The organism is Actinocorallia sp. API 0066 (genome assembly GCF_020991275.1).
GTDB lineage: Bacteria > Actinomycetota > Actinomycetes > Streptosporangiales > Streptosporangiaceae > Actinocorallia.
Map to the genome: position 1 here is coordinate 355,008 of NZ_JAJLQY010000006.1, position 20,957 is coordinate 375,964.

General features: G+C 72.6%; 22 protein-coding genes. 14 read left to right on the forward strand and 8 right to left on the reverse strand.

Annotation, left to right across the window (positions count from 1 at the left end; genetic code table 11):
• The first annotated feature begins 27 nt into the window (after nucleotides 1-27).
• Together LO762_RS17850 and LO762_RS17855 are read left to right on the forward strand one after the other, a co-directional pair.
• On the forward strand, nucleotides 28-558 hold the full coding sequence (locus LO762_RS17850; RefSeq protein WP_230616485.1) for a copper resistance CopC family protein: 531 nt from the start codon (nucleotides 28-30) through the stop codon (nucleotides 556-558).
• Nucleotides 551-2,518, forward strand: coding sequence for a cytochrome c oxidase assembly protein (locus LO762_RS17855; RefSeq protein ID WP_230616486.1), 1,968 nt, complete (start codon nucleotides 551-553; stop codon nucleotides 2,516-2,518). The genes LO762_RS17850 and LO762_RS17855 overlap by 8 nt, the downstream gene beginning before the upstream one ends.
• A 103-nt stretch (nucleotides 2,519-2,621) precedes the next feature.
• Here the strand turns inward: LO762_RS17855 and LO762_RS17860 are convergent, their stop codons facing one another.
• Together LO762_RS17860 and LO762_RS17865 are read right to left on the reverse strand one after the other, a co-directional pair.
• Nucleotides 2,622-3,263, reverse strand: a complete 642-nt coding sequence (locus LO762_RS17860) for a response regulator transcription factor (protein ID WP_230616488.1) — start codon at nucleotides 3,261-3,263, stop codon at nucleotides 2,622-2,624.
• On the reverse strand, nucleotides 3,260-4,459 hold the full coding sequence (locus LO762_RS17865) for a sensor histidine kinase (protein WP_230616490.1): 1,200 nt from the start codon (nucleotides 4,457-4,459) through the stop codon (nucleotides 3,260-3,262). The genes LO762_RS17860 and LO762_RS17865 overlap by 4 nt, the downstream gene beginning before the upstream one ends.
• A gap of 175 nt (nucleotides 4,460-4,634) precedes the next feature.
• Between LO762_RS17865 and LO762_RS17870 the strand changes: the two genes are divergently transcribed.
• Nucleotides 4,635-5,153, forward strand: a complete 519-nt coding sequence (locus tag LO762_RS17870) for a hypothetical protein (protein ID WP_230616492.1) — start codon at nucleotides 4,635-4,637, stop codon at nucleotides 5,151-5,153.
• Nucleotides 5,154-5,295: 142 nt separating this feature from the next.
• On the opposite strand, the gene LO762_RS17875 is transcribed toward LO762_RS17870, so the two are convergent.
• Nucleotides 5,296-6,591 (reverse strand): helix-turn-helix transcriptional regulator, encoded by a 1,296-nt coding sequence (locus tag LO762_RS17875; protein ID WP_230616494.1) that lies wholly within the window; start codon nucleotides 6,589-6,591, stop codon nucleotides 5,296-5,298.
• Nucleotides 6,592-6,775: 184 nt separating this feature from the next.
• Nucleotides 6,776-8,293, reverse strand: coding sequence for a PucR family transcriptional regulator (locus LO762_RS17880; RefSeq protein ID WP_230616496.1), 1,518 nt, complete (start codon nucleotides 8,291-8,293; stop codon nucleotides 6,776-6,778).
• A 31-nt stretch (nucleotides 8,294-8,324) separates the two neighbouring features.
• Between LO762_RS17880 and LO762_RS17885 the strand changes: the two genes are divergently transcribed.
• The 6 genes from LO762_RS17885 (at nucleotide 8,325) to LO762_RS17910 (ending at nucleotide 14,089) form a co-directional block, all read left to right on the forward strand.
• A complete protein-coding gene (locus LO762_RS17885) occupies nucleotides 8,325-8,627 on the forward strand; it encodes a hydroxyisourate hydrolase (RefSeq protein WP_230616500.1) in 303 nt (100 codons plus the stop codon).
• A 34-nt stretch (nucleotides 8,628-8,661) separates the two neighbouring features.
• A complete protein-coding gene (locus LO762_RS17890; protein WP_230616502.1) occupies nucleotides 8,662-10,053 on the forward strand; it encodes an NCS2 family permease in 1,392 nt (463 codons plus the stop codon).
• Nucleotides 10,054-10,133: 80 nt separating this feature from the next.
• Nucleotides 10,134-11,264: a glycerate kinase gene (locus tag LO762_RS17895; RefSeq protein WP_230616505.1), complete on the forward strand. Its 1,131-nt coding sequence runs from the start codon at nucleotides 10,134-10,136 to the stop codon at nucleotides 11,262-11,264.
• Nucleotides 11,265-11,361: 97 nt separating this feature from the next.
• A complete protein-coding gene (locus LO762_RS17900; protein ID WP_230616508.1) occupies nucleotides 11,362-12,171 on the forward strand; it encodes an SAM-dependent methyltransferase in 810 nt (269 codons plus the stop codon).
• Nucleotides 12,172-12,290: 119 nt separating this feature from the next.
• Nucleotides 12,291-13,430 carry an alanine dehydrogenase gene (gene ald / locus LO762_RS17905; protein ID WP_230616509.1) on the forward strand — a complete coding sequence of 380 codons (1,140 nt, stop codon included), beginning with the start codon at nucleotides 12,291-12,293 and terminating at the stop codon, nucleotides 13,428-13,430.
• Nucleotides 13,431-13,489: 59 nt separating this feature from the next.
• A complete protein-coding gene (locus LO762_RS17910) occupies nucleotides 13,490-14,089 on the forward strand; it encodes a histidine phosphatase family protein (protein WP_230616513.1) in 600 nt (199 codons plus the stop codon).
• On the opposite strand, the gene LO762_RS17915 is transcribed toward LO762_RS17910, so the two are convergent.
• Nucleotides 14,074-14,274 (reverse strand): heavy-metal-associated domain-containing protein, encoded by a 201-nt coding sequence (locus LO762_RS17915; protein ID WP_230616516.1) that lies wholly within the window; start codon nucleotides 14,272-14,274, stop codon nucleotides 14,074-14,076. The two genes, LO762_RS17910 and LO762_RS17915, sit on opposite strands and share 16 nt — an antisense overlap.
• Nucleotides 14,275-14,450: 176 nt before the next feature.
• Here LO762_RS17915 and LO762_RS17920 point away from each other — a divergent pair, with 176 nt between their 5' ends.
• Nucleotides 14,451-14,735 carry a metal-sensitive transcriptional regulator gene (locus LO762_RS17920; protein ID WP_230616518.1) on the forward strand — a complete coding sequence of 95 codons (285 nt, stop codon included), beginning with the start codon at nucleotides 14,451-14,453 and terminating at the stop codon, nucleotides 14,733-14,735.
• On the opposite strand, the gene LO762_RS17925 is transcribed toward LO762_RS17920, so the two are convergent.
• The 3 genes from LO762_RS17925 to cutA form a co-directional block, all read right to left on the reverse strand.
• The gene (locus LO762_RS17925) at nucleotides 14,719-15,573 is read right to left on the reverse strand and encodes an oxygenase MpaB family protein (protein WP_230616519.1); all 855 of its coding nucleotides are present in this window, start codon (nucleotides 15,571-15,573) and stop codon (nucleotides 14,719-14,721) included. The genes LO762_RS17920 and LO762_RS17925 overlap by 17 nt on opposite strands.
• A 118-nt stretch (nucleotides 15,574-15,691) precedes the next feature.
• Entirely contained in the window at nucleotides 15,692-16,078 is a 387-nt protein-coding gene (locus LO762_RS17930; RefSeq protein ID WP_230616521.1) for a hypothetical protein, read from the reverse strand.
• On the reverse strand, nucleotides 16,075-16,461 hold the full coding sequence (gene cutA / locus LO762_RS17935; protein ID WP_230616522.1) for a divalent-cation tolerance protein CutA: 387 nt from the start codon (nucleotides 16,459-16,461) through the stop codon (nucleotides 16,075-16,077). The genes LO762_RS17930 and cutA overlap by 4 nt, the downstream gene beginning before the upstream one ends.
• Before the next feature lie 128 nt (nucleotides 16,462-16,589).
• Here cutA and LO762_RS17940 point away from each other — a divergent pair, with 128 nt between their 5' ends.
• From LO762_RS17940 to LO762_RS17955, 4 genes are all read left to right on the forward strand, one after another.
• Entirely contained in the window at nucleotides 16,590-17,375 is a 786-nt protein-coding gene (locus tag LO762_RS17940) for an NUDIX domain-containing protein (protein WP_230616524.1), read from the forward strand.
• A 151-nt stretch (nucleotides 17,376-17,526) separates the two neighbouring features.
• On the forward strand, nucleotides 17,527-18,495 hold the full coding sequence (locus tag LO762_RS17945) for a molecular chaperone DnaJ (RefSeq protein ID WP_230616526.1): 969 nt from the start codon (nucleotides 17,527-17,529) through the stop codon (nucleotides 18,493-18,495).
• Nucleotides 18,496-18,531: 36 nt separating this feature from the next.
• A complete protein-coding gene (locus tag LO762_RS17950; protein WP_230616528.1) occupies nucleotides 18,532-19,497 on the forward strand; it encodes a hypothetical protein in 966 nt (321 codons plus the stop codon).
• Nucleotides 19,494-20,732 (forward strand): adenylosuccinate synthetase, encoded by a 1,239-nt coding sequence (locus LO762_RS17955; protein WP_230616530.1) that lies wholly within the window; start codon nucleotides 19,494-19,496, stop codon nucleotides 20,730-20,732. The genes LO762_RS17950 and LO762_RS17955 overlap by 4 nt, the downstream gene beginning before the upstream one ends.
• Nucleotides 20,733-20,957: the final 225 nt, after the last annotated feature.

The following is a 20,957-nucleotide window of genomic DNA, read 5'->3' on the forward strand; positions in this document are numbered from 1 at the left end:
CCATTGCACACCCCGAATCGGACGCTCATGAGACTCCTCACCCTCCCCGGGGCCGCCGGCGCGCTCGGCGTGCTCGCCGCCCTCACGTTCGCCACGCCCGTCTCCGCGCACACCGCGCTGAGCGGAAGCTCGCCGGGCGACAAGGCGGAGGTCTCCGCCGTGGAGGAGGTCGTGCTCACCTTCAACGAGGAGGTCCGCTCGGCCAGGGTGGTCGTCCAGGACGCGGCGGAGAAGCGCGCGCACAGGGGCACGGCGAAGATCGACGGCAACGAGGTCGTGCAGAAGGTCAGGGCCAACCTCGCGCCCGGCGAGTACACCGTCGGCTACCGGGTGATCTCCGGCGACGGCCATCCCGTCTCCGGCAGCCTCACCTTCACGCTCAAGCCGGGGGCCGAGACGACCGACGGGGCCTCCGCGCCCGCGACGGCGTCGGCCTCCCCGTCGGCGGTGGCGGACACCGAGGGCGGCGGCACCCGGTGGCTCATGGTCGGCGCCGGCCTCGCCGCGGGCGTGGGCTTCGGCCTGCTGATCACCATGCGGAGGCGGCGCGATGCGTAGCGCCTACCGGGCGGCGGCGGTCGCGTCGCTCGCCGCGGTGCTCGGCCTCGTCGCCGCGCTCTACGCGGGCGGCTCGCTGGCCGAGAAGGTGATCCCCGGTATCGGCGACGCCGGTGACCTGGTGCGCTGGGGCCTGCCCGTCGCGCGCACCGTGATGGACCTCTCGGCGGCGCTGACGGTCGGCTGCCTGGTCATGGCGGTGGTGCTGCTCCCCCTCATCCGGGACGGCCTGACGACGGCCGCCACGACCTACCTGCGCGCCGCCTCCTGGTGCGCCGCCGTCTGGGCGTGCGCCGCGGGCGCCACCCTCGTGTTCACCGTGGCCGACATTCTCGGGGTGAGCGTAGGCGGGCTGCTGCGAGGCAACGAACTGTCGAGCTACGTAGGGCAACTCCCGCAGGGCACCGCCCTCCTGCTCGTCATCCTCGCGACCGTGGTGATCGCCCTCCTTGGACGCACCGTGGACACCCCGGCCGCCGCGCTCGGCCTTCTGTTCCTCGCCTTCGTCGCGCTGCTTCCGCCCGCGCTGACGGGGCATTCGGCTTCCTCGCCCAACCACTCGGTCGCGATGATCGGCCTCGCCCTGCATCTGGCGTCCGTCGTGCCGTGGGTGGGCGGCCTCGCCGTCCTCACCTGGCACGCGCTCACCAAGGGCAGGCTGCTGGAGACGGCGGCCTCCCGGTTCAGCCGCCTCGCGCTGTGGTGCGCGATCGTGGTGGGGCTGTCGGGGCTGGCCAGCACGATCTCCCGGCTGCCCGACCCGGTGCAGCTCGTCGAGACCGACTACGGGCGGCTGCTGCTGGCGAAGATGGCGGCTTTCGCCGTCCTGGTGTGGATCGGGTGGCGGCACCGCGAGTGGACGGTCCCGATGATCGCCGACCGCAAGCCGCTCGCCTTCACCCGGCTCGCGGTGGTCGAGGCGGCGATCATGGCGGCGACGATGGGCCTCGCGGTGGCGCTGGCGCAGACCGCGCCGCCCGTCACGTCGCTGGAGGCCGAGAGCTCCGTCAAGGCGCTGCTGGGCTACGAGATGCCGCCGCCGCTGAACGTCGAGCGGCTGGCCACGCTGTGGCGGTTCGACCTGTTCTGGGTGGTGCTGGTGGCCGCGCTCGTCGGCTTCTACGCCGCGGCCGTGGTGCGGCTGCGCCGCCGCGGCGACGGCTGGCCCTGGTACCGGACGGTGTTCTGGCTGCTCGGCGCCTTCTCCGTCGCGGTGGCGACGCTGAGCGGCGTGGCCACCTACGCGCCGACCATGTTCAGCGTGCACATGAGCCAGCACATGGTCATCGCCATGATCAGCCCGATCTTCCTTGTCCTGGGCGCGCCCGTGACGCTCGCCCTGCGCGCGCTCAAGCCCGCGAAGGTGCGCGGCGACAGGGGTCCGCGCGAGTGGCTGACGGCCTTCCTGCACAGCAAGTACACCGCCGTGGTGGCGCATCCGGCCGTCGCGACGCTGATCTTCATGGGCAGCACGTGGGCGCTGTACTACAGCCCCGCCTTCGAGTGGCTGATGGGCAGCCACCTGGGGCACATCGCGATGCTCGCGCACTTCCTGCTGAGCGGCTACCTCTTCTACTGGGTGATCATCGGCGTCGACCCGTCGCCCAGGCCGATCGGCTACCCGTGGCGGCTGCTGCTGCTGTTCGTGACGATGCCGTTCCACGCGTTCCTCGGCCTCTCCCTGATGAACATGGGCGAGCCGCTCGCGGCCGACTGGTACAAGGTCGTCTACCCGCCGTGGGCGGGGCCGCTGGTCGACGACATCCAGAACGGCGGCGCGATCGCCTGGGGCTTCGGCGAGATCCCGACGTTCATCGTGCTGCTGGCGATCGTCGGCCAGTGGGCGGTGTCGGAGGGCCGCAGGGCGCGCCGCACCGACCGCCGCGCCGACCGCGACGAGGACGCCGAGCTGACCCGGTACAACGAGATGCTGAGCGGCCTCAACAAGGGCCAGGACTAGCCGCCGCGACTCCGGGCCGTCGCGAGGCCGCCGCGGGCCGCAGCGGGGCGCTGAGGGCCGCACAGCGCGTCCCCTAGGGGACGGGCCCGGCGCCCTCAGGGTCTCAGCGGGGCTGGATGAAGCCCGTCTCGTAGGCGTGGATGACGGCCTGGGTGCGGTCGCGGGCGCCCAGCTTGGCGAGCAGGTTGCCGACGTGGGTCTTGACCGTCTGGAGGCTCAGGTACAGGCGGTCGGCGATCTCGGCGTTGGACAGGCCGGTCGCCATGAGCCGCAGCACCTCGGCCTCGCGCTCGGTCAGGTCGGCGTGCCAGCGCGCGGGCGCGGGCGCGCTGCGCGGCGCGGCCAGGGCGCGGATCGCGGCCGGGAACAGCAGGATGTCGCCCTGCACGACGAGGCGGATGGCCTGGAGGATCTCCTCGGGCCGCGACCGCTTCAGGAGGAACCCGCTCGCGCCGACCCGGAGCGCGTCGTAGACGTAGTCGTCGTTCTCGAACGTCGTCAGCACGAGGATCTTGGGCGGGTGGGGCAGCTCGGTGAGGATCCGGCGGGTGGCCTCCAGGCCGTCCACGCCCGGCATCCGGACGTCCATGAGCACGACGTCGGGCTCCAGGCGGGCGGCCTGGGCGCGCGCCTCGGCCCCGTCGCCCGCCTCCCCCGCGACGCTGAGGTCGGGCTCGGCGCCCACGATGGCGGCCAGGCCCGCCCTGATCAGCCGCTCGTCGTCGACGATCAGCACGGAGGTCATGCGGTCCCCTTCGGCAGCGGGATGGTCGCGCACAGCCGCCAGCGGCCGTCCAGGGCCCCGGCGCTGAACCGCCCGGCCAGCACCTCGACGCGTTCGCCGAGCCCGGCCAGGCCCCGCCCGCCGGTGCCCCGGCCGTGGGTGCGCGCCCCCATCGGATTGCACAGTTCCAGGTCGAGCGCCCCCTGGCGCGCGACCAGCCGCAGCTCCACCGGGACGTGCCCGGCGTGCTTGGCGACGTTCGTGAGGCCCTCCTGGACGATCCGGTACGCCTCCCGCGAGACGGCCGAGGGGAGCCGCGCGAGGTCCCCCTCGCGCTCCACGGAGACGTCCAGGCCCGTGTTGGCCAGGAGGTCGTCCAGGTCGTGGAGGGTGCGCTGGGGCGTCCTGGCGGTCTGCTCCTCGCGGAGCAGGCCGAGCACGTGATCCAGGTCCTCCAGGGCGGTGCGGGCGGACTCCTCGATCGCCTTCATCGCCTGGCGGGCGAACTCGGGGTCCCGGTCCAGGACCCGCTCGGCCGCCGCCGACTGGACGGTGACGATGCTCAGCGCGTGCCCGACCGAGTCGTGCAGCTCACGGGCCAGCCGGGTGCGCTCGGCCTGCACCGACGCCCTGCGCTCGGCCGCCTCCACCCGCTCGGACGCGGACGGGCCCAGCGCCCACTCGGCGGCCCTGGCGGTCAGGTGGCCCGCCAGGACGATCCCGTAAAGGGTGGCGGGGACGAGCAGGAGCGCGGCGACCCTGACGGCCGCCATGATCCCGTTCGTCATGAACTCCGCCGCCACCTCGCCCTCGAACATCGGGAACAGCAGCCCGTAGACGACGAGCGAGGGCACCGCGATCGTGATGCCGCAGGCCACCGCGCCGCCCGCGAGGTGCGCGACGAACCAGCCGGAGGCGCGCAGCCGGGCGGGCCACCGAGGATTGGTGCCCGGGACCTGGGGCGCGCCGAGCAGTTCGACGGCGATGGCCCCCTCCAGCTTCCGGACCATCGGCAGCAGACCTATGCCGGTCAGCACGGCGAGAATCAGGGCGAACGCGACGAGCGTCGCATAGGGCTCACTGCCGACCAGGAGGGTCGAGGCGCTGGCCGCCGCACCCGCGATGATCGTGAGCGGCAGCGCCAGGAGCCCTCCCAGGAGCAGGAAGGTCCACCTGCGCCAGGTCAGGGCTGCGAAAAGAGGGCGAAGCGGTCTCACCCCCTCATGGTGCCAGCAGTAGCCTCGGGGTCGTCTCCCCCTGAGGTCCCGTACAGATCTCGTTCTCACGCGGGAGTGACGAACGAGACAAGAAACGGTTGTATCTAAGGTGTCGGTTCACGGTTAGGGTGATCCAGACGTTAAAAGTGTCAGAGACTGCCGATAGCGTGAGGTCATGAGCGTAGGGAATCCCCCGAGGGGCGATCGGCCCCACCTAAGACCGACCGGTCCGGCCACGCCGGGACCGGTCCGCTCGTTCGTCCTCTTCGTCCTCATGGGCGGGGGCGTCACGGTGCTGTCCGCCATGCTCCTCTCGGCGTACGGCATGGTCAGCGACGTGCCCGCGCGCCTGCTCGCCGTCAACGCGCTGATCACGGCGGGCGGCACGGTCCTGGCGACGGAGCTGCACCGCCGCGTCACCTTCCGCAGTGACAGGCGGGGCTTCCGGATGCACGCGGAATCCGCCCTCACCGCGTTCGGCGCCTTCCTGGCCACCTCGGCGGCCATGCTGGTGCTGCGCGCCTTCAACCCCGATCCGAGCGTCCTGCTCGACCAGGGCGTCTACCTCGCCGCCTCAGCCGTCGCCGGCGGCATCAGGTTCGTGGTGCTGCGGCTCGTCGTCTTCTCCTGCCGTCCGGGCAGCGCGGAACGGCGCGGACGCGGCGAACGCGAAGCCGTCGCCCTGGCGGCCTGACCCCGACGTCTCCCCGAACACCGAGCCCGGTCCGCACACAACCGGGCTCTTGCTTATTTGGCCTGGGGGCGCTTTGCGAGCCCGGCGCCGCCCCTCCGGCCTGGGGGCCTACGGGGCAACCCCGGGAGCGCCCCCAGGCGGATCAGAGGCCGACGCAGGCGAGGGCGCGGCGGTAGGCGTCGCGCCGCTGGGTCTCCTCGCCCGTCTCGCCCATCAGCTCGGCGAGGTCGAACCACGCCTGGGCGGCGTCCCGGGTCGATTCCATCTCCTCAAGGCAGGTCGCCGCCCTGGTGAGGAACGCCACCGCCTCGTTGCGGCGGCCCAGCCTGACGTGCGCCTCGCCCAGGACCGTCAGGGCCCAGGCGGAGGACCGGCGCGGCTCCTCGCCCAGCAGGTTCAGCGCCTGCCCGGCCAGCTCGATCGCCTCGGCGGGCTTGCCGAGCATGGTCTCGGCGCGGGCCAGCTCGGTCAGGCACCAGGCGGTGTCCACCTCGCCCGCGGCGCTGCCCTCGATGCCCGCGCGGGCCTGGACCAGGACCTGCTTGGCGCGGCCCGCCTCGGACGGGCGGGCGCGCAGCAGCAGCGAGGCGTAGGCGAGCTTCAGCCTGGCGAGATTGCGCGGGTCCTCGGCCTCACCGAGAAGGCTGAGCGCCCGCTCCGCGAGGGAGACGCCGCGCTCGTACTCGCCGCGCATCTCCGCGACGTAAGCGGCCTCCCAGTAGGCGGCGATCCTGGCCTGGACGGTGCCGATCTTCTCGGCGCGGCCCACGAGGTCGTCGGCGAGCTGCCCGGCCCGCACGAGGTCGCCGCGCTCGATGCAGCAGCCCAGCAGCGTCGCGCCCAGGTGGACGGCGGCGTCGGTGAGCTCGCCGCCCGCGATGGCGAGGCGGCGCAGGGCGTCCTCGGCCACCAGGACCCCGGCGCTGGTGTCGCCGCGCTCGCGCAGGCAGCGGCTGAGGGCGACGTGCGCGCGCGTCCAGTGGTCGCGGTCGTACTCCAGGGAGGCGCCGGAGGCGATCTCCCGGAGCGCCTCGATGGCCTCCTCCAGCGCGCCGCTGGCCTCCAGGGCGAGGGCGTGGCCCCAGCGGGCCTGCTTGAGCATGTCGGGCAGGGCGAGCGCGTCGGAGTGGCCGAGCACCTCGGCGAACCTGTCGCGGGCCTCGGCGGCCGCGCCGTTCTGGAGCGCGATCTCGGCGTACTCCAGGGTGACCCGCAGGTCGTCGACGATGTCCTCGCTGACGCCGCTCACCAGGTACGTCGCCGAGCAGTTGAGCTTGCGGGCGAGCAGCTCGATCACGCTCGGGGCCGGGACCCGCTTGTCGCTCTCGATCAGCGAGATGTAGCTGTCCGACAGCTCGGGGAAGGCGAGCTGGGCCTGGCTGACGCCGAGCTTGATCCGGAGGTTCCTGATCCGGTCTCCCAGAGTCTCTTGACTCATTGGCGTCCGCTCCTCTTAGCTACGAGTCATGAACCGTAAGCGCACAGTCATCGCCGCTCTTGGCTCGGCCCTCCTGGCGGTCGCGGCATCGCTGGGTCTGCTCCTGCCGCCCGCGGCCGCCCATGCCGCACCCGCCGGGATCGGTCCGCGCGTGCATTGTTGCTGATTCGAGCACGCTCCGTCCTTACATCGCACGAAGTGCCAGGAAAAAGTCCACCCTGTCCTCCAGGGTGGACAGGTCCCGGCCCGTCAGTTCCTCGACCCTGCGGATGCGGTACCGCAGCGTGTTGACGTGCAGATGGAGGGCCGCCGCGCACTTGTTCCACGAGCCGGAGTGGTCCAGGAAGGCGGTGAGGGTGGCCACGAGGTCGGAGTGGTGTTCCCTGTCATAGTCCTGCAACGGGCGCAGCAGCCGCTCCCGGAACGAGCGGCGCACCCCGTCCGGCACGGTCGCCAGCAGCAGCGCGTGCGAGTGGATCTCGTCGCTCGTCACCACGTGGGCGCGGCCGACGCGGCGGGCGGCGGCGAGCCTGCGGGTGTGCCGCGCCTCCTCGACGGCGCCGCGCAGCAGCGACGGACCCGTCGCGGGGCCGCTCACGCCCACGGTGAGGCGCTCGCGGACCAGCCCGGCCTCCAGCAGCCCGGCGGCCTCCCTGAGCCGCTCCACGAGCTCCTCACGGCTGTCCTCGGCCGCGACCACCGTGACGGCCTCGCCCTCGACGGCGGTGACGGCCGTCGCCTCGGGCATCAGTTCGCGCAGCACGGCGACGCTCTCGGCGGCGTCGCCCAGCGCGCAGGCGACCGCCACGTAGGGACGGGCCGGGTCGAGCCCGCAGGTGCGCATCCGCGCGGAGATCTCGGCGGGTTCGGCGGGCGCCGGGTCGAGCAGCTCGCCGAGCAGGCGCCGCTCGACCTTGTGGCCCTCCTCCAGGCGGGCCCGCTCCAGCGCGGCGAGGGCGGCCAGCTCGTGCGCGGACTCGCGGACCTCCTCGGGCAGGTCGGCAAGCTCGCCCTCGCAGGCGAGGAACCAGCCGGCGACCCGGTGCGCGGCGCGGCTGTTGATCGGCAGCAGCGTGCGCGGCCCCTCGGAGCCGCCGGAAACCACGTGTGGGAGCCGGGACGCCGTCAGGTACTCGGCGGCCAGACGACGGGCGTCCGGCGGGTCCTCGCCGGGGCCGACGACCACCCGGCCGGTCGGGGACAGCACCCAGCAGGCCCGGCCCAGCTCGGCCCGCGTCAGCTTGAACACCGACTCCAGGCCGGAGCCCTCGGCGACGGAGGCGATGAGGCGCCGGTGCCTGCCCAGGACCGTCGCCAGGCCCGCCGCCCGCTCGGCGGTGAGCCGCCGGGTGACGAGTTCGCTGATCGTCCCGAAGGACACCTCGCGGGCTATCTCCAGCAGGGGCAGTCCGCGCCTGGCACACGCCTCGCGGACCCGGCTCGGCACCGCGTCCTGCACGGACAGGCCGACGCCCAGCGCGGTCGCGCCCGCGTCCACGAGCTCGTCCACGAGCTCCTCGGGGCGCTCGCGCAGGCCGGGGCCGATCAGCCCGGTGAGCACCAGCTCGTTGCCCGAAAGGTAGCGGCCGGCCTCCACCAGCTCGGTGAGGTACACCCAGCGGATGGGTCGGTCGAGCGCGTGCTCGCCCGACAGCAGCGATACACCCGGCTCGCCCATCTCCAAGAGGTCCCTCAGTCGCACGCGCTAAGGCTAGTGGCGCTTGGATGGGCTCATGAGCATCACGATCAGGGTGGTGGACGCCGTGCGGGGCGTCCCGGCGTCCGGCGTGCCCGTCCGCCTCGACACCTATGACGGGCAGTCTTGGCAGGCGGCCGAGGAAGGCGTGACCGACGAGCGGGGAGGGATCCGGCTGGAGGCCACGGGCGACGGGCCGTTCCGGGCGAGGCTCGGGGCCGGTCAGTACTTCCGTACCGCTTTTCCGGAAGTGCAGGTGATCTTCGATCCGTCGGCAGGGAACCGGCTTGAACTGCAACTCGCACCCCACACGTATACGGCGGCGATCATCACGGAATAATCCTGCGTAATCAAGTGATCGTAGGAGGATGTTCATGGCCCCGGCCGGTATCGACAGGTTCTTCGAGGTGTCGGCGCGGGGCAGCACCGTGCCGCGCGAGCTGCGCGGCGGCATCACGACCTTCGTCGCGATGGCCTACATCCTCCTGCTGAACCCGATCATCCTGGGCGGCGCCGCCGACGTCACCGGGGCGCAGCTTTCGGTACCGCAGCTCACCGCGATGACAGCCCTGTCCGCCGGTATCTCGACGCTGCTCATGGGCCTCGTGGGCAACGCCCCCATGGCCGTCGCCGCAGGGCTCGGCATCAACGCCGTCGTCGCCTACCAGGCGGCGCCGCAGATGCTCTGGAGCCAGGCCATGGGGCTCGTGGTGCTGGAGGGCGCTGTCATCGTGCTGCTCGCCGTCACCGGGGTGCGGGAGCTCATCATGAACGCGATCCCGCTGGCGCTGAAGTACGCGATCACCGCGGGCATCGGCGCGTTCATCGCGCTCATCGGCATGGTGGACGCCGGGTTCGTCAGCGGCGGGGGCGGCACCGTGCTGTCCCTCGGCGACGGCGGCCACCTCAAGGGCTGGCCCATCCTCATCTTCGCTTTCACGCTGCTGCTGATGATCGTCCTGTACGTCCGGGGGACTCCGGGCGCGATCCTCATCGCGATCGCCTCCGGCACCGTGCTGACGGCGGTCGTCAACGCGGTCGCCGACGTCCGCGACGAGGAGTGGGGCCTGATCGTGCCGAAGCTCCCCGAAGGCGTCTTCGGCCTGCCCGACTTCGCGCTCTTCGGGCAGTTCGACCTGTTCGGCGGGTTCGGCAGGGCGGGGTTCGTCACCGCCCTCGTCGTGCTGTTCACGCTCGTCCTGTCCGGCTTCTTCGACGCGATGGGCACGATCGTCGGCCTCTCGGAGGAGGCGGGCCGCGTCGGCGACGACGGCAAGGTGCCGGGCCTCGGCCGGATCCTCACCGTGGACGGCGTCTCCGCCGCGCTCGGCGGTGTCACCAGCTCGTCGGCGAACACCGTGTTCGCCGAGTCGGCCGCCGGTATCGGCGAAGGCGCGCGGACGGGCCTGGCGAACATCGTGACGGGCCTGCTCTTCGTGCTCGCCCTCTTCTTCACCCCGCTGGCCTCGCTCGTCCCGGCGCAGGCGGCAGCGCCCGCGCTCATCGTGGTGGGCGCGCTGATGATGAGCCAGGTGGGCAAGATCGACTGGCGGGACCCCGAGATGGTGATCCCGTCGTTCGTCACGATCGTGTCCATGCCGTTCACCTACTCGATCACCAACGGCATCGGTATCGGCGTCATCGCCTTCGCCGTCGCCCGGACGGCGCTGCGCCGGAGCGTCCCCTGGCCGCTGTGGGTGATCTCCGCGGTGTTCCTCGTCTACTTCTTCCTCGACCCCGTCCAGCGACTGTTCGGTATCGGGTAGGACACTCTGGCCTCCAAGACACTTGCGTCGGCGTTGAATGGACCGATCCCCTTAAAGATCCGCCAGGAAGGCACGACGAGGTGGCTTCACCGACCGGGCATGTTCTCATCGCCCCGGACAAGTTCAAAGGCTCACTGACCGCCTCGCAGGTCGCCCGGCACCTGGCCGCCGGGCTGTCCCGGCAGCGGCCCGGGATCCCGCTCAGGTCACTGCCCGTCGCCGACGGCGGCGAGGGCACCGTGGAGGCCGCGGTCACGGCGGGGTTCGCCGCCCACACCGTCGCGGTCTCCGGGCCCACCGGACGGCCCGTGGAGGCCGTCTACGCCGTCCGGGAGGACGTCGCGGTGGTCGAGCTGGCCCAGGCGTCCGGGCTGCACCTGCTGCCCGAGGGCAGGGCGCAGCCCATGACGGCCAGCAGCGCCGGGACGGGCGAGCTGATCCTCGCCGCCGTGCGCGGCGGCGCGAAACGTGTGGTCCTCGGGCTCGGCGGCAGCGCCTGCACCGACGGCGGCGCGGGCATGATCAGCGCGCTCGGCGGCCGCCTCCTGGACGCCAAGGGCGCGCCGCTGCCTCCGGGCGGCGCCGCGCTGCGCGCCCTGCACGCGCTCGACCTGCGTGGCCTGGGCGAGCTGTCCGGGACGGAGTTCGTGGTGGCCTCCGACGTGGACAACCCCCTGCTCGGCAGGCAGGGGGCGGCCTCCGTGTACGGGCCGCAGAAGGGCGCGACACGCGAGGGCGTCAAGGTGCTGGAGGCCGGGCTGCGCCGATGGGCCGACCTCGCGGAGGCGGCGACGCGCAGGCCGTCGCGGGGCAAGCCGGGCGCGGGCGCGGCGGGCGGCGTCGGGTTCGCGGCGCTGGCGTTCCTCGGCGCCCGGGTCGAACCGGGCATCTCCTACCTGCTCGACCTGCTCGGGTTCACCGCGGAGCTGGCCGGGGCCCGCCTCGTCATCACCGGCGAGGGCAGCCTGGACCCGCAGACGCTGCGCGGCAAGGCGCCGGTCGGGGTGGCGCGGGCGGCGGCGCGGGCGGGCGTGCCCGTCGTCGCGGTGGCCGGGCGGCGCAGCCTCACCGGCGAGCAGTTGCGCCGGGCGCGCATCAGCGCCGCGTACGCGCTCACGGACATCGAGCGGGACACCGAACGGTGCATGCGCGCCGCCGGACCGCTCCTGGAGGAGCTGACGGTCGCGATCGCCGACGAGTGGCTCCGGTGAGACGGCGCCATGGGTGGCGTTTCCACGGAAATGTCGAGATCATCAAAAAAGATCTTCGGTACGCTGTAAGTCCCCTCAACGACACCGGAAGGTTCCCATGACGGAATCGCAGCAGGAGTGGGCGGCCAAGGGCATCGACATCACCGTTCCGAGCATCGCCCGCGCCTACGACGTCGTCCTCAACGGCAAGGACAACTTCGCCGTGGACCGGGCGTTCGTCGCCGAGCTCGTCAAGATCGTGCCCGAGATCTACGACGTGGCGAGCTACAACCGCGAGATCCTCGGCCGCGCCGTGCAGCACATGATCGACCAGGGCGTCCGGCAGTTCATCGACCTGGGCTCCGGCCTGCCCACCGTGCGCAACACCCACGAGGTCGCCCAGGCCGTCGACCCTTCGGCCCGTGTCGTCTACGTGGACAACGACCCCATCGTCGAGGTGCACGGCAGGGCGATCCTCGCCTCCAGCCCCGGCACCGCCGTCCTCAGCGCCGACCTGCGCGACCCCGGCTCGGTCCTGGCCGCGCCGGAGGTCGTCGAGCTCATCGACTTCACCCAGCCGGTCGGGATCATGCTCGTCGGCATCCTGCACCACCTGCACGACGACGAGGACCCGCAGGGCATCGTGGACGCCTACATGGCCGCCGTGCCGTCGGGCAGCCACCTGTTCATCACCAGCTTCTGCGCCTCCAGCGCGGAGGCCCGCGAGGCCGAGAAGCAGTTCCTGGCCATCCTCGGCACCGGCAGGTTCCGCACCGAGGAGGAGATCACCGCCTGGTTCGCCGGGCACGAACTGGCCGAGCCCGGCGTCGTCCCGAACCCGCTGTGGCGGCCGACGGCGCCCGTGGACGCCGAGAAGCTGACCGTGGGGCAGAAGCTCATGTACGGGGGGATCGCCCGCAAGCCCTGACACCCTGTCACGAATCAGGGCTGGGAACCGACACAGTGCACATGTCCTCCCCGGCCGCTCCGGCAGCACCCTGGAGGTGGTGGGTGACGGCGCGGTGCCGTGCCACCGGGGAGGACACTGTGTCTGGCAACACTGCGGGCGGCGTCAAGGTCGGCGTTCCCCGCGAGATCAAGAACCACGAGTACCGGGTGGCGATCACGCCCGCCGGCGTGCACGAGCTCGTGCGGCACGGGCACGAGGTCCTCGTCGAGGCGGGGGCGGGCGTCGGGTCGTCCATCACCGACGAGGAGTACCTCCACGCGGGCGCCAAGATCGTCGACACCGCCGACGAGGTGTGGGGCGAAGGCGACCTCATCCTCAAGGTGAAGGAGCCGGTCGAGCCCGAGTACCAGCGGATGCGCGCCGGGCAGGTCCTCTTCACCTACCTGCACCTCGCCGCCTCCCGGGCCTGTACCGACGCGCTGCTTTCGGCGGGCGTCACGGCGATCGCCTACGAGACCGTCCAGCTACCCAACAGGTCGCTGCCGCTGCTGGCGCCCATGTCCGAGGTCGCCGGAAGGCTGGCGCCCCAGGTCGGCGCGGCCTGCCTGCTGCGTCCGGCGGGCGGGCGCGGCGTGCTGCCCGGCGGCGTCCCCGGCGTCTCCCCCGCGCGCGTCGTGGTGATCGGCGCGGGCGTGTCCGGCCTGAACGCGGCGCAGATCGCGGTGGGCATGGGCGCCGAGGTCACCGTCATGGACGTCAACGTGGACCGGCTGCGGTACATCGACGCCATCTACCAGGGCCGGATCAAGACCCTTGTGTCGTCGGCCTACGAGATCGAGCAGCAGGCGCTGCGGGCCGACCTCGTCATCGGCGCGGTGCTCATCCCCGGCGCCAAGGCGCCGACCCTGATCTCCAACGAGCTGGTCTCGCGGATGGTCCCGGGCTCGGTGCTCGTGGACATCGCGATCGACCAGGGCGGCTGCTTCGAGGACTCCAGGCCGACCACCCACGCCGACCCGACCTACGCCGTGCACGAGTCGGTGTTCTACTGCGTGGCGAACATGCCGGGCGCGGTGCCCAACACCTCGACCCGCGCGCTCACCAACGTCACGCTGCCCTACGCGCTCGCGCTCGCCGACAAGGGCTGGACGCGCGCCCTGCGCGAGGACCCCGCGCTGGCGCTCGGCCTCAACACCCACGCCGGCCGCCTCACCCACGAGGCCGTCGCCCAGGCCCACGGGCTGGACTTCACCCCGCTCCCCGAGGTCCTCGCCTGACGTGGGGCGCGCGGCTCCCGGCCGAGGGGGGCGGGGGCCGCGCGCGTAGCATGATCGGCATGGGCGAACTGGTCATCCTGCGGCACGGCGAGACCGAGTGGAGCCGCGACCGCAAGCACACCGGCAGAACCGACATCCCGCTCACAGCACGGGGCGAGGAGCAGGCCCGCGCCCTCGCGCCATGGGTGGCCGAACGCAAGATCGTCCTCGCGCTGTGCTCGCCCGCCGTGCGCGCGCGGCGCACCGCCGAACTCGCCGGGGTGCCCTCCCCCGAACCCGAGCCCGACCTGTGGGAGTGGGACTACGGCGGCTACGAGGGCCGTACGACTCCTGAGATCGGGCAGGAGATCCCCGGCTGGTGGATCTGGAAGGACGGCGTGATCCCCGGCCGGACGCCGGGCGAGACCGTCGAGGCCGTCGGCGGGCGGTGCGACCGGGTGATCGCCAAGGCGCGCCCGTACCTCGCGGACGGCGACGTGGCGCTCGTCGCGCACGGGCACGTGCTGCGCGTCCTGACCGCGCGGTGGCTGGGCCTGCCCGCGCGGGACGGAAGGCTGTTCGCCCTGGACACCGGGACGGCTTCCACCCTCGGCCTGGAACACGGCCGCGAGGTGATCACCTCCTGGAACGTCCCTCCGGGCGCTCAGGCGACGGTGTAGCCCGCCTCGGTGACGGCGGCGCGCACGGCGTCGTCGGAGAAGCCGTCGCCGGAGACCGTCACGAGGCCGCCCGCGAGGTCCACCGCCACCGAGGCGACCCCGGCGACCTCCCCGACCTCCTCGGTGACCGACGCCTGGCAGTGGCCGCAGGTCATGCCCTGGACGGTGTAGGTGCGCTCGGTCATGCCGTTCATCCTCCACGGTAGGCGGCGGGACCGGGCCCGCCGGGAATATCCGCCGCACACCGGGCGATGTACGGAACGGGGCGACATACCGGGTAGGGGTATGCCGACGCGACCAGAGCATACCCCCGAGGGCTTGGGTAGGCTGGACTCCCCCGGACCGACGTGAGGACCTTCACATGACCACGCGTGGCTACACCGCCACCAAGGACCAGCTCCAGACGCGCCTGCGCCGGATCGAGGGCCAGGTGCGCGGCGTCGAGCGCATGGTCGCCGACGACCGCTACTGCATCGACGTCCTCACCCAGATCAGCGCCATCCAGGCCGCCCTGGACAAGGTGGCGCTCGGCCTCCTGGACGGGCACGTGCGGCACTGCGTCGCCGAGGGCGCGCGCGACGGCAAGGACGCCGAGATGTCCACCGAGCTGATGGCGGCGGTCGGCAGGCTCATGCGGCGGGGTTGAGCGAGTCCCTCGTCAGCGCGTGCGCGCGCTTGGCGTCAGGGCTGTAGCGCAGCGCGGGGGGCACGAGGCGGGTGGTCCGGTACAGGCCCTTGAGCGCGAGCGTCGTGGCGAGGTCGGTCGTCGGCAGGCCGGGCAGGCCGTACATGCGGCGGGCCCAGCGCGGCAGCGTCGAGACGACGAGGGTGGCGACACCGGGCGCGGCGAGCTTCAACGGCACGAACGGGGTCGGCACCTCGGGGTTGAACAGCCTGCGCAGGCCGTCCCTCGCCTCGTCGCAGGCGAACAGCTTCGGGCGCATCCTGGCGTAGTAGTCGGCCATCTCCGCGACGGAGGAGGGCACGTCAGCCGGGTCGAGGCCCACCACAGCGGCCGAACGGCGCTGCTCGTCGACGAACCTGTCGCGGTCGGCCCTGGTGAGCGGGACCCCGGCGCGGTGCGCGACGTCGAGGTAGGAGTCGACCTCGCCCATGTGGACCCACAGCAGGTTCTCCGGGTCGTCCACCGGGAACGTCTCGCCGGTGCGCGGGTCGACCCCGCTCAGCCTCGCGTGGATCTTCCGGACCCGGCGGCCGACCCGCTCGACCTCCTCGTGGGTGCCCCAGGTGCGGACCCTGACGAACTCGATCGTCCTGCCGAGTCGGCCCCAGGCGGCGTCCTTGTCCATCAGCGAGGAGTTCTGCGCCGTCCCCCACATCGAGTGCGGGTGCAGCGCCTGCAGCAGCAGCGCCCGGAACCCGCCGACCATGAGGACGGGCTCGGCCATCACCCGCCACGTCACCGACCCCGGGCCGAACATGCCGTGATCGGGCCCTGCCGCCGTCGCCCTGCCTGCCACCACGTCGACTCCCGTGCCGTGCGCTCACCTAGTCCGATATGTCACCATTGCCGGGCCAGGGTAAACCGCCACTTACGCACCGGCCAAGCCTTTGCTCGGTTCGGCATGGCCCAGCCGGGCGTCAGGGGCGGGTGAAGGCGAGGGCGGGCCACGCGTCGGCGACGGTGAGGGCGGGGCCCGGAGTGAGGGCGTGGGCGGCCGCGTGCGCGCGGACGTCGGCCTCGGTGAGCGGGCCGGCGGCGGGCCAGGCGAGCCAGAGGGCGCCGCCGTGGGCCAGGCGCGGGAGCAGCTTCGGGGTGAGGCGGGCCAGGGACTCGGCGTCGGGGACGAACACCACGATGACCTGCCAGTGCGCCTCGCCCTCGGCGAGGTCGGGCGAATCGGGCAGGGCGGAGGTGAGCAGCACGTCACCGGGCAGCTCGCCCAGGTCGAAGGCGGCGGGCGCGCCCACCAGCAGCACCCGGGCGTGCCCCGCGATGCCCAGGCCGCGCGCCAGCCGCCCGGTCATTCGACGATCTCCAGATCGTCCTCGTCCACCGACTCCAGGAGGTCCTCGTCCTCCTCGTCGTCGTCGGCCGTCTGGTCCGACACCCAGGTCAGGTACTCGGCACTGCCGGCCGCGATCGCGGTGGCGATGATCTCGGGCGTCTCGTAGGAGTGCCGCTCGGCTATCAGCCTGGCGAGCTGCTCGAACCTGTCGGCCGTGGTCTTGAAGACCACCTGGTACTCCTGCGCGGTCTCGATCTCCCCTTCCCACCAATAGGTGCTGGTGATCGGGCCGACCACCTGGGCGCACGCCGCCAGCCGCTCGGCCACGGCCGCCTCGGCCAGTTCACCGGCCTCCGCGCGCTCGTCGGTCGAGGTGGTCACCTGCACATACGCCTGCGCCATCGAGGGCTCCTCCCGCTGCCTTGATCGTAACAACTGGACACGGGCGGTGTGGGCGGTTATGTTGTACTCATATTGAGTTTTACTCATCTAGAGAACATCAAGCGGACCGACAGGAAGGGGTGGGTGCGGTGACGGATGAGGAGGAGTTCCTCGCGGGTTACGACCCCTCGCGGTATCCGGCCGTCGCGGTGACCGTCGACGTCGTCGCCCTCACCATCAGGGACGGCGTGCCGCACGTCCTGCTCGTCGAGCGCGGCAGGCCGCCGTTCCAGGGCCTGTGGGCGCTGCCGGGCGGGTTCGTCAAGGTCGGCGCGGAGGACCTCGACACGGCCGCCGCGCGCGAACTGGCCGAGGAGACGGGCCTGGAAACGCCGGGAAGAGTTCATCTTGAACAGCTCGCCACCTACGGCGATCCGGGGCGCGACCCCCGGATGCCCGTCGTCTCGGTCGCCTATCTGGCGTTCGGACCCACGATGGCCGACCCCCAAGCTGGAAGTGACGCTTCGGATGCCGCGTGGGTGCCCGTGCCGTCGCTGGGGCTCACCGCCTCCGGGGCGCAGCCTCCCGGCGCCACCCGGCGGCTCGCCTTCGACCACGCGCGGATCCTCTCCGACGGGCTGGAGCGCGCGCGCGGCAAGCTGGAGTACACGCCGCTGGCCACCGCCTTCCTGCCCGAGGTCTTCACGATCCCGGAGCTGCGGGCCGTCTACGAGTGCGTGTGGGGCGAGGCCCTGCACGCGGGCAACTTCCACCGGAAGGTGCTGTCGGTGCCCGGGTTCGTCGAAGGGACGGGGCAGACGACGGCGTCGGGAGGACGGCGCGGAGGGCCGCGGGCCCGCCTGTACCGGTCGGGCGACGCGCGGCTTCTCCACCCGGCCCTCCTGCGCCCCGGAACGGAGGACGGCGTCCGGTGACCCCCTCCCGCCCCCCAGGTGTCCCCTCCTTGTCCCCTTGACAGCTCGGCCTCCTTGTGCCGCCTTCCCTCGGTCTCCCCTACCTCTCCCCTGCTTCTCCCCTTGTGCTTTCCGTCCGCGTGTGCCGCACGTCCCCCTGTGAGGAGGGTCCATGACCGTCGAAGAGGCGCTCGCCCTGCTGGAGCGCGAGCCCGCCGACGTGTTCGGGAGCGATCCGGCCGAGGCGAGGCGCGTCTACCACCGGCTGGCGCGGGCGCTGCACCCCGACACCGGCGCCGACCCCGACGGGTTCACCCGCCTCACCGAACGGTGGCGGGCCTACCGGGGCACCACGGTCCTGCGGACACGCAAGGCCGCCTACCAGGTGGGGGCGCGGATAGCGCGCGGCGACATCGCCGACCTGTACGCGGTGCGGGCGCCCGACGGGGACGCGCTGCTGAAGATGCCGCGCGACCCGGCCGACGGCGACCTCGTCGAGCGGGAGGCCGTCGCGCTGCGCCAGCTCGCCGCTGACGGCGACCCGCGGTTCCTGCCGTACGTGCCGCGGCTGATCGAGCGGGTCCGCTACCAGGGGCGCAGCGCGTCGGTCCAGTCGCGCTGCGCGGGCTTCCGCACGCTCGCCGAGGTGCGCGCGGCCCGGCCGGACGGGCTCGACCCGCGTGACGCGGCGTGGATGTGGCGGCGGCTGCTCGTGGCGCTCGGCTTCGCGCACCGGGCCGGGGTGCTGCACGGAGCGGTGCTGCCGGAACACGTCATGATCCATCCGGAGGCGCACGGGCTCGTCCTGGTCGGGTGGGGCCAGTCCGTTCCCGGCTGCTACGCCGACACCGACCCCAGCGGGCGGGTGCCCCTCCTCGTGGAGGCGCGCGCGTCGTTCTATCCGCCGGAGGTGCCCGCGCGGGAGCGGGCCGTGGAAGCCACCGACCTGTTCATGGCCACCCGCGTCATGACGTACCTGATGGGCCCGCTCACCCCGGCGCCCCTGCGCGCGTTCGCACGCGGCTGCACCCTCGCCTCGCCCCGGCGGCGTCCGTCTGACGCGTGGCGCCTACTCGCCGAACTCGACGACCTCCTCGAACGCCTCTACGGGCCGCGCACCTTCCGGCCCTTCGCTCTGTGACCCCGCCTTAGGACCCCTCGGAAAGGAGCACCCATCATGGGTAGCGGAACCTGGGACACCGGCGTCTACGACGCCGCCGCGAGCTACCGGCGCGCCACCGGCGCCAGCGCCTTCGCGCACAGCGACTCCGGCGCCACCCGCGTGCACCCCTCGCTCGACCCGCACGGCGTCGCCGTCCGGGAGAGCCGGGACGGCGACGACCACCCCGAGTCGCTCGCGATCGGCGTGCTGTTCGACGTCACCGGCTCGATGCGGAACGTGCCGCGCGGCCTGCAGGCCAAGCTGCCCGAGCTGCTCGGCCTGCTACTGCGCAAGGGCTACGCCACCGACCCGCAGATCCTCTTCGGCGCCATCGGCGACGCCACCTGCGACCGGGCGCCGCTCCAGGTCGGGCAGTTCGAGTCCGACAACCGGATGGACGACGACCTCGGCCGCATCCTCCTGGAGGGCGGGGGCGGCGGCCAGATGACCGAGTCCTACGAGCTCGCCCTGTACTTCATGGCGCGGCACACCGTCACCGACTGCTGGGAGAAGCGGCGCAAGAGGGGCTACCTCTTCCTCATGGGAGACGAGCTCGCGTACGCGAAGGTGAAGAAGGACGAGGTAAGGCGGATCATCGGGGACACGTTGGAGGCCGACATCCCGGTCGCCGACATCGTCGCCGAGCTGCAGGAGAAGTGGCACGTCTACTTCATCATCCCGACCGGCACCTTCCACGGCGAGGACCCGAAGCTGCGCGACTTCTGGCGCGGGCTGCTCGGCCAGCACGTCCTCTACCTGGACGACCTCGACGCGGTGTGCGAGACGGTGGCGCTGACCGTCGGCCTGGCGGAGGAGGCCATCGACCTCGCCGAGGGACTGAACGACCTCGCGGAGGTCGGCTCGGCCGCGGGCCCGTCGGTGTCGCGGGCGCTGGCCCCGCTCGACAGGGGCGCGGTGGCGCGCTCGGACGTGCCCCTCGTCGTCAGGGACGACGTGCCGAGGGGCACGAGGCGGCTGTGAGCCCGCACGTCGTCGTCGTGGACCTCGGGTTCGGCGACGGGGGCAAGGGGACCGTCGTGGACTGGCTGTGCGCCCGTGGGGGCGGGCGCCGGCCGTTCCACGCGGTCGTCCGCTTCAACGGGGGCGCGCAGGCCGCCCACAACGTCGTGACGCCCGACGGGAGGCACCACACGTTCGCGCAGGTCGGCGCCGGCACGTTCACGCCGGGCGTTCGCACCTATCTGTCCCGGTTCGTCATGGTTGATCCGCTGGCGCTGGCGGCCGAGGCCGACCACCTGCGGACGGTCGGCGTGCCGGACGCGCTCGCCCGCCTGGCCGTCTCCTCCGACGCCCTGCTGACGACGCCCTACCACCGGGCCGCCAACCGCGCGCGTGAACTGGCGCGCGGCGCGGCCCGCCACGGCTCGTGCGGCATGGGCGTAGGAGAGACCGCCCGCTACGCCCTCGACCACCCCGACGCGCCTCGGGCGGGCGACTGCCTTTCCCCGGCCCGCCTACGCCGCTCCCTGACGGCGCTGCGCTCCCGTGTCCTGGACGAGTTCCCCACCGCCGACGCGCCTCCGGTGGACGCCTGCGTGGACGCCTTCACCGCCTTCGCCTCCGCCGTGGCCGTCGTGGACGAAGCCCGCTTCCTGCCTTACCTCCTCGCGGAGGGCCCCGTGGTCTTCGAGGGCGCTCAGGGCGTCCTGCTTGACGAACTCCACGGCTTCCACCCCTACACGACCTGGTCCACCACGACGTTCGCCAACGCCCTGGACCTCCTTTCCGGCGCGGAAGCCGTCCGCCTCGCTGTCACCCGCACCTACACCACCCGCCACGGGCCCGGCCCCTTCGTCACCGAGGACCCCGCCCTCCACCGCCCCGAACCGCACAACACCGCGGCCACCTGGCAGGGCGCCTTCCGCGTGGGCCACTTCGACGCCGTCGCCCTCCGCTACGCCCTCCGTGCCTGCGACGGGGCCGACTACCTGGCCCTCACCCACACCGACACCCCACCCACCGACCTCTGCACCTCCTACCAGGGATTCACCGCCCTCCCCGTCCACGCCTCCCTCCCCGCCCAGGAACGCCTCACCCACACCCTCCTCACCGAACGCCCCGTCTACTCAGGCGCCCAAGCCACCCCGGAGGCCATCTCCACAGCACTCGGCCTCCCCTTGGCCCTCACCTCCCACGGCCCCACCCATCTCAACAAACACGCCCTCTCCCCCGCCCTCGGCGGCATCCCCGCCTGACCCGGCATCAGCCAACCGAAACCCGATTCCACCCGCCCGCACCCACTCCAGGCCGTCCAACGTGCACCCCGCCCACGGACGCCCCGGCCCGTCTCCGGAGCCGAGCCCTACATGCCAGAGGCCCGGCGCAACCCCTCCTGAGCCCGACACGGCATGTCAGAGCCCGGCGCAACGCCTCGGAAGCCGAGCGCGACGTCTCCGGGCCCTGCGCGACGTGTAGGGGCC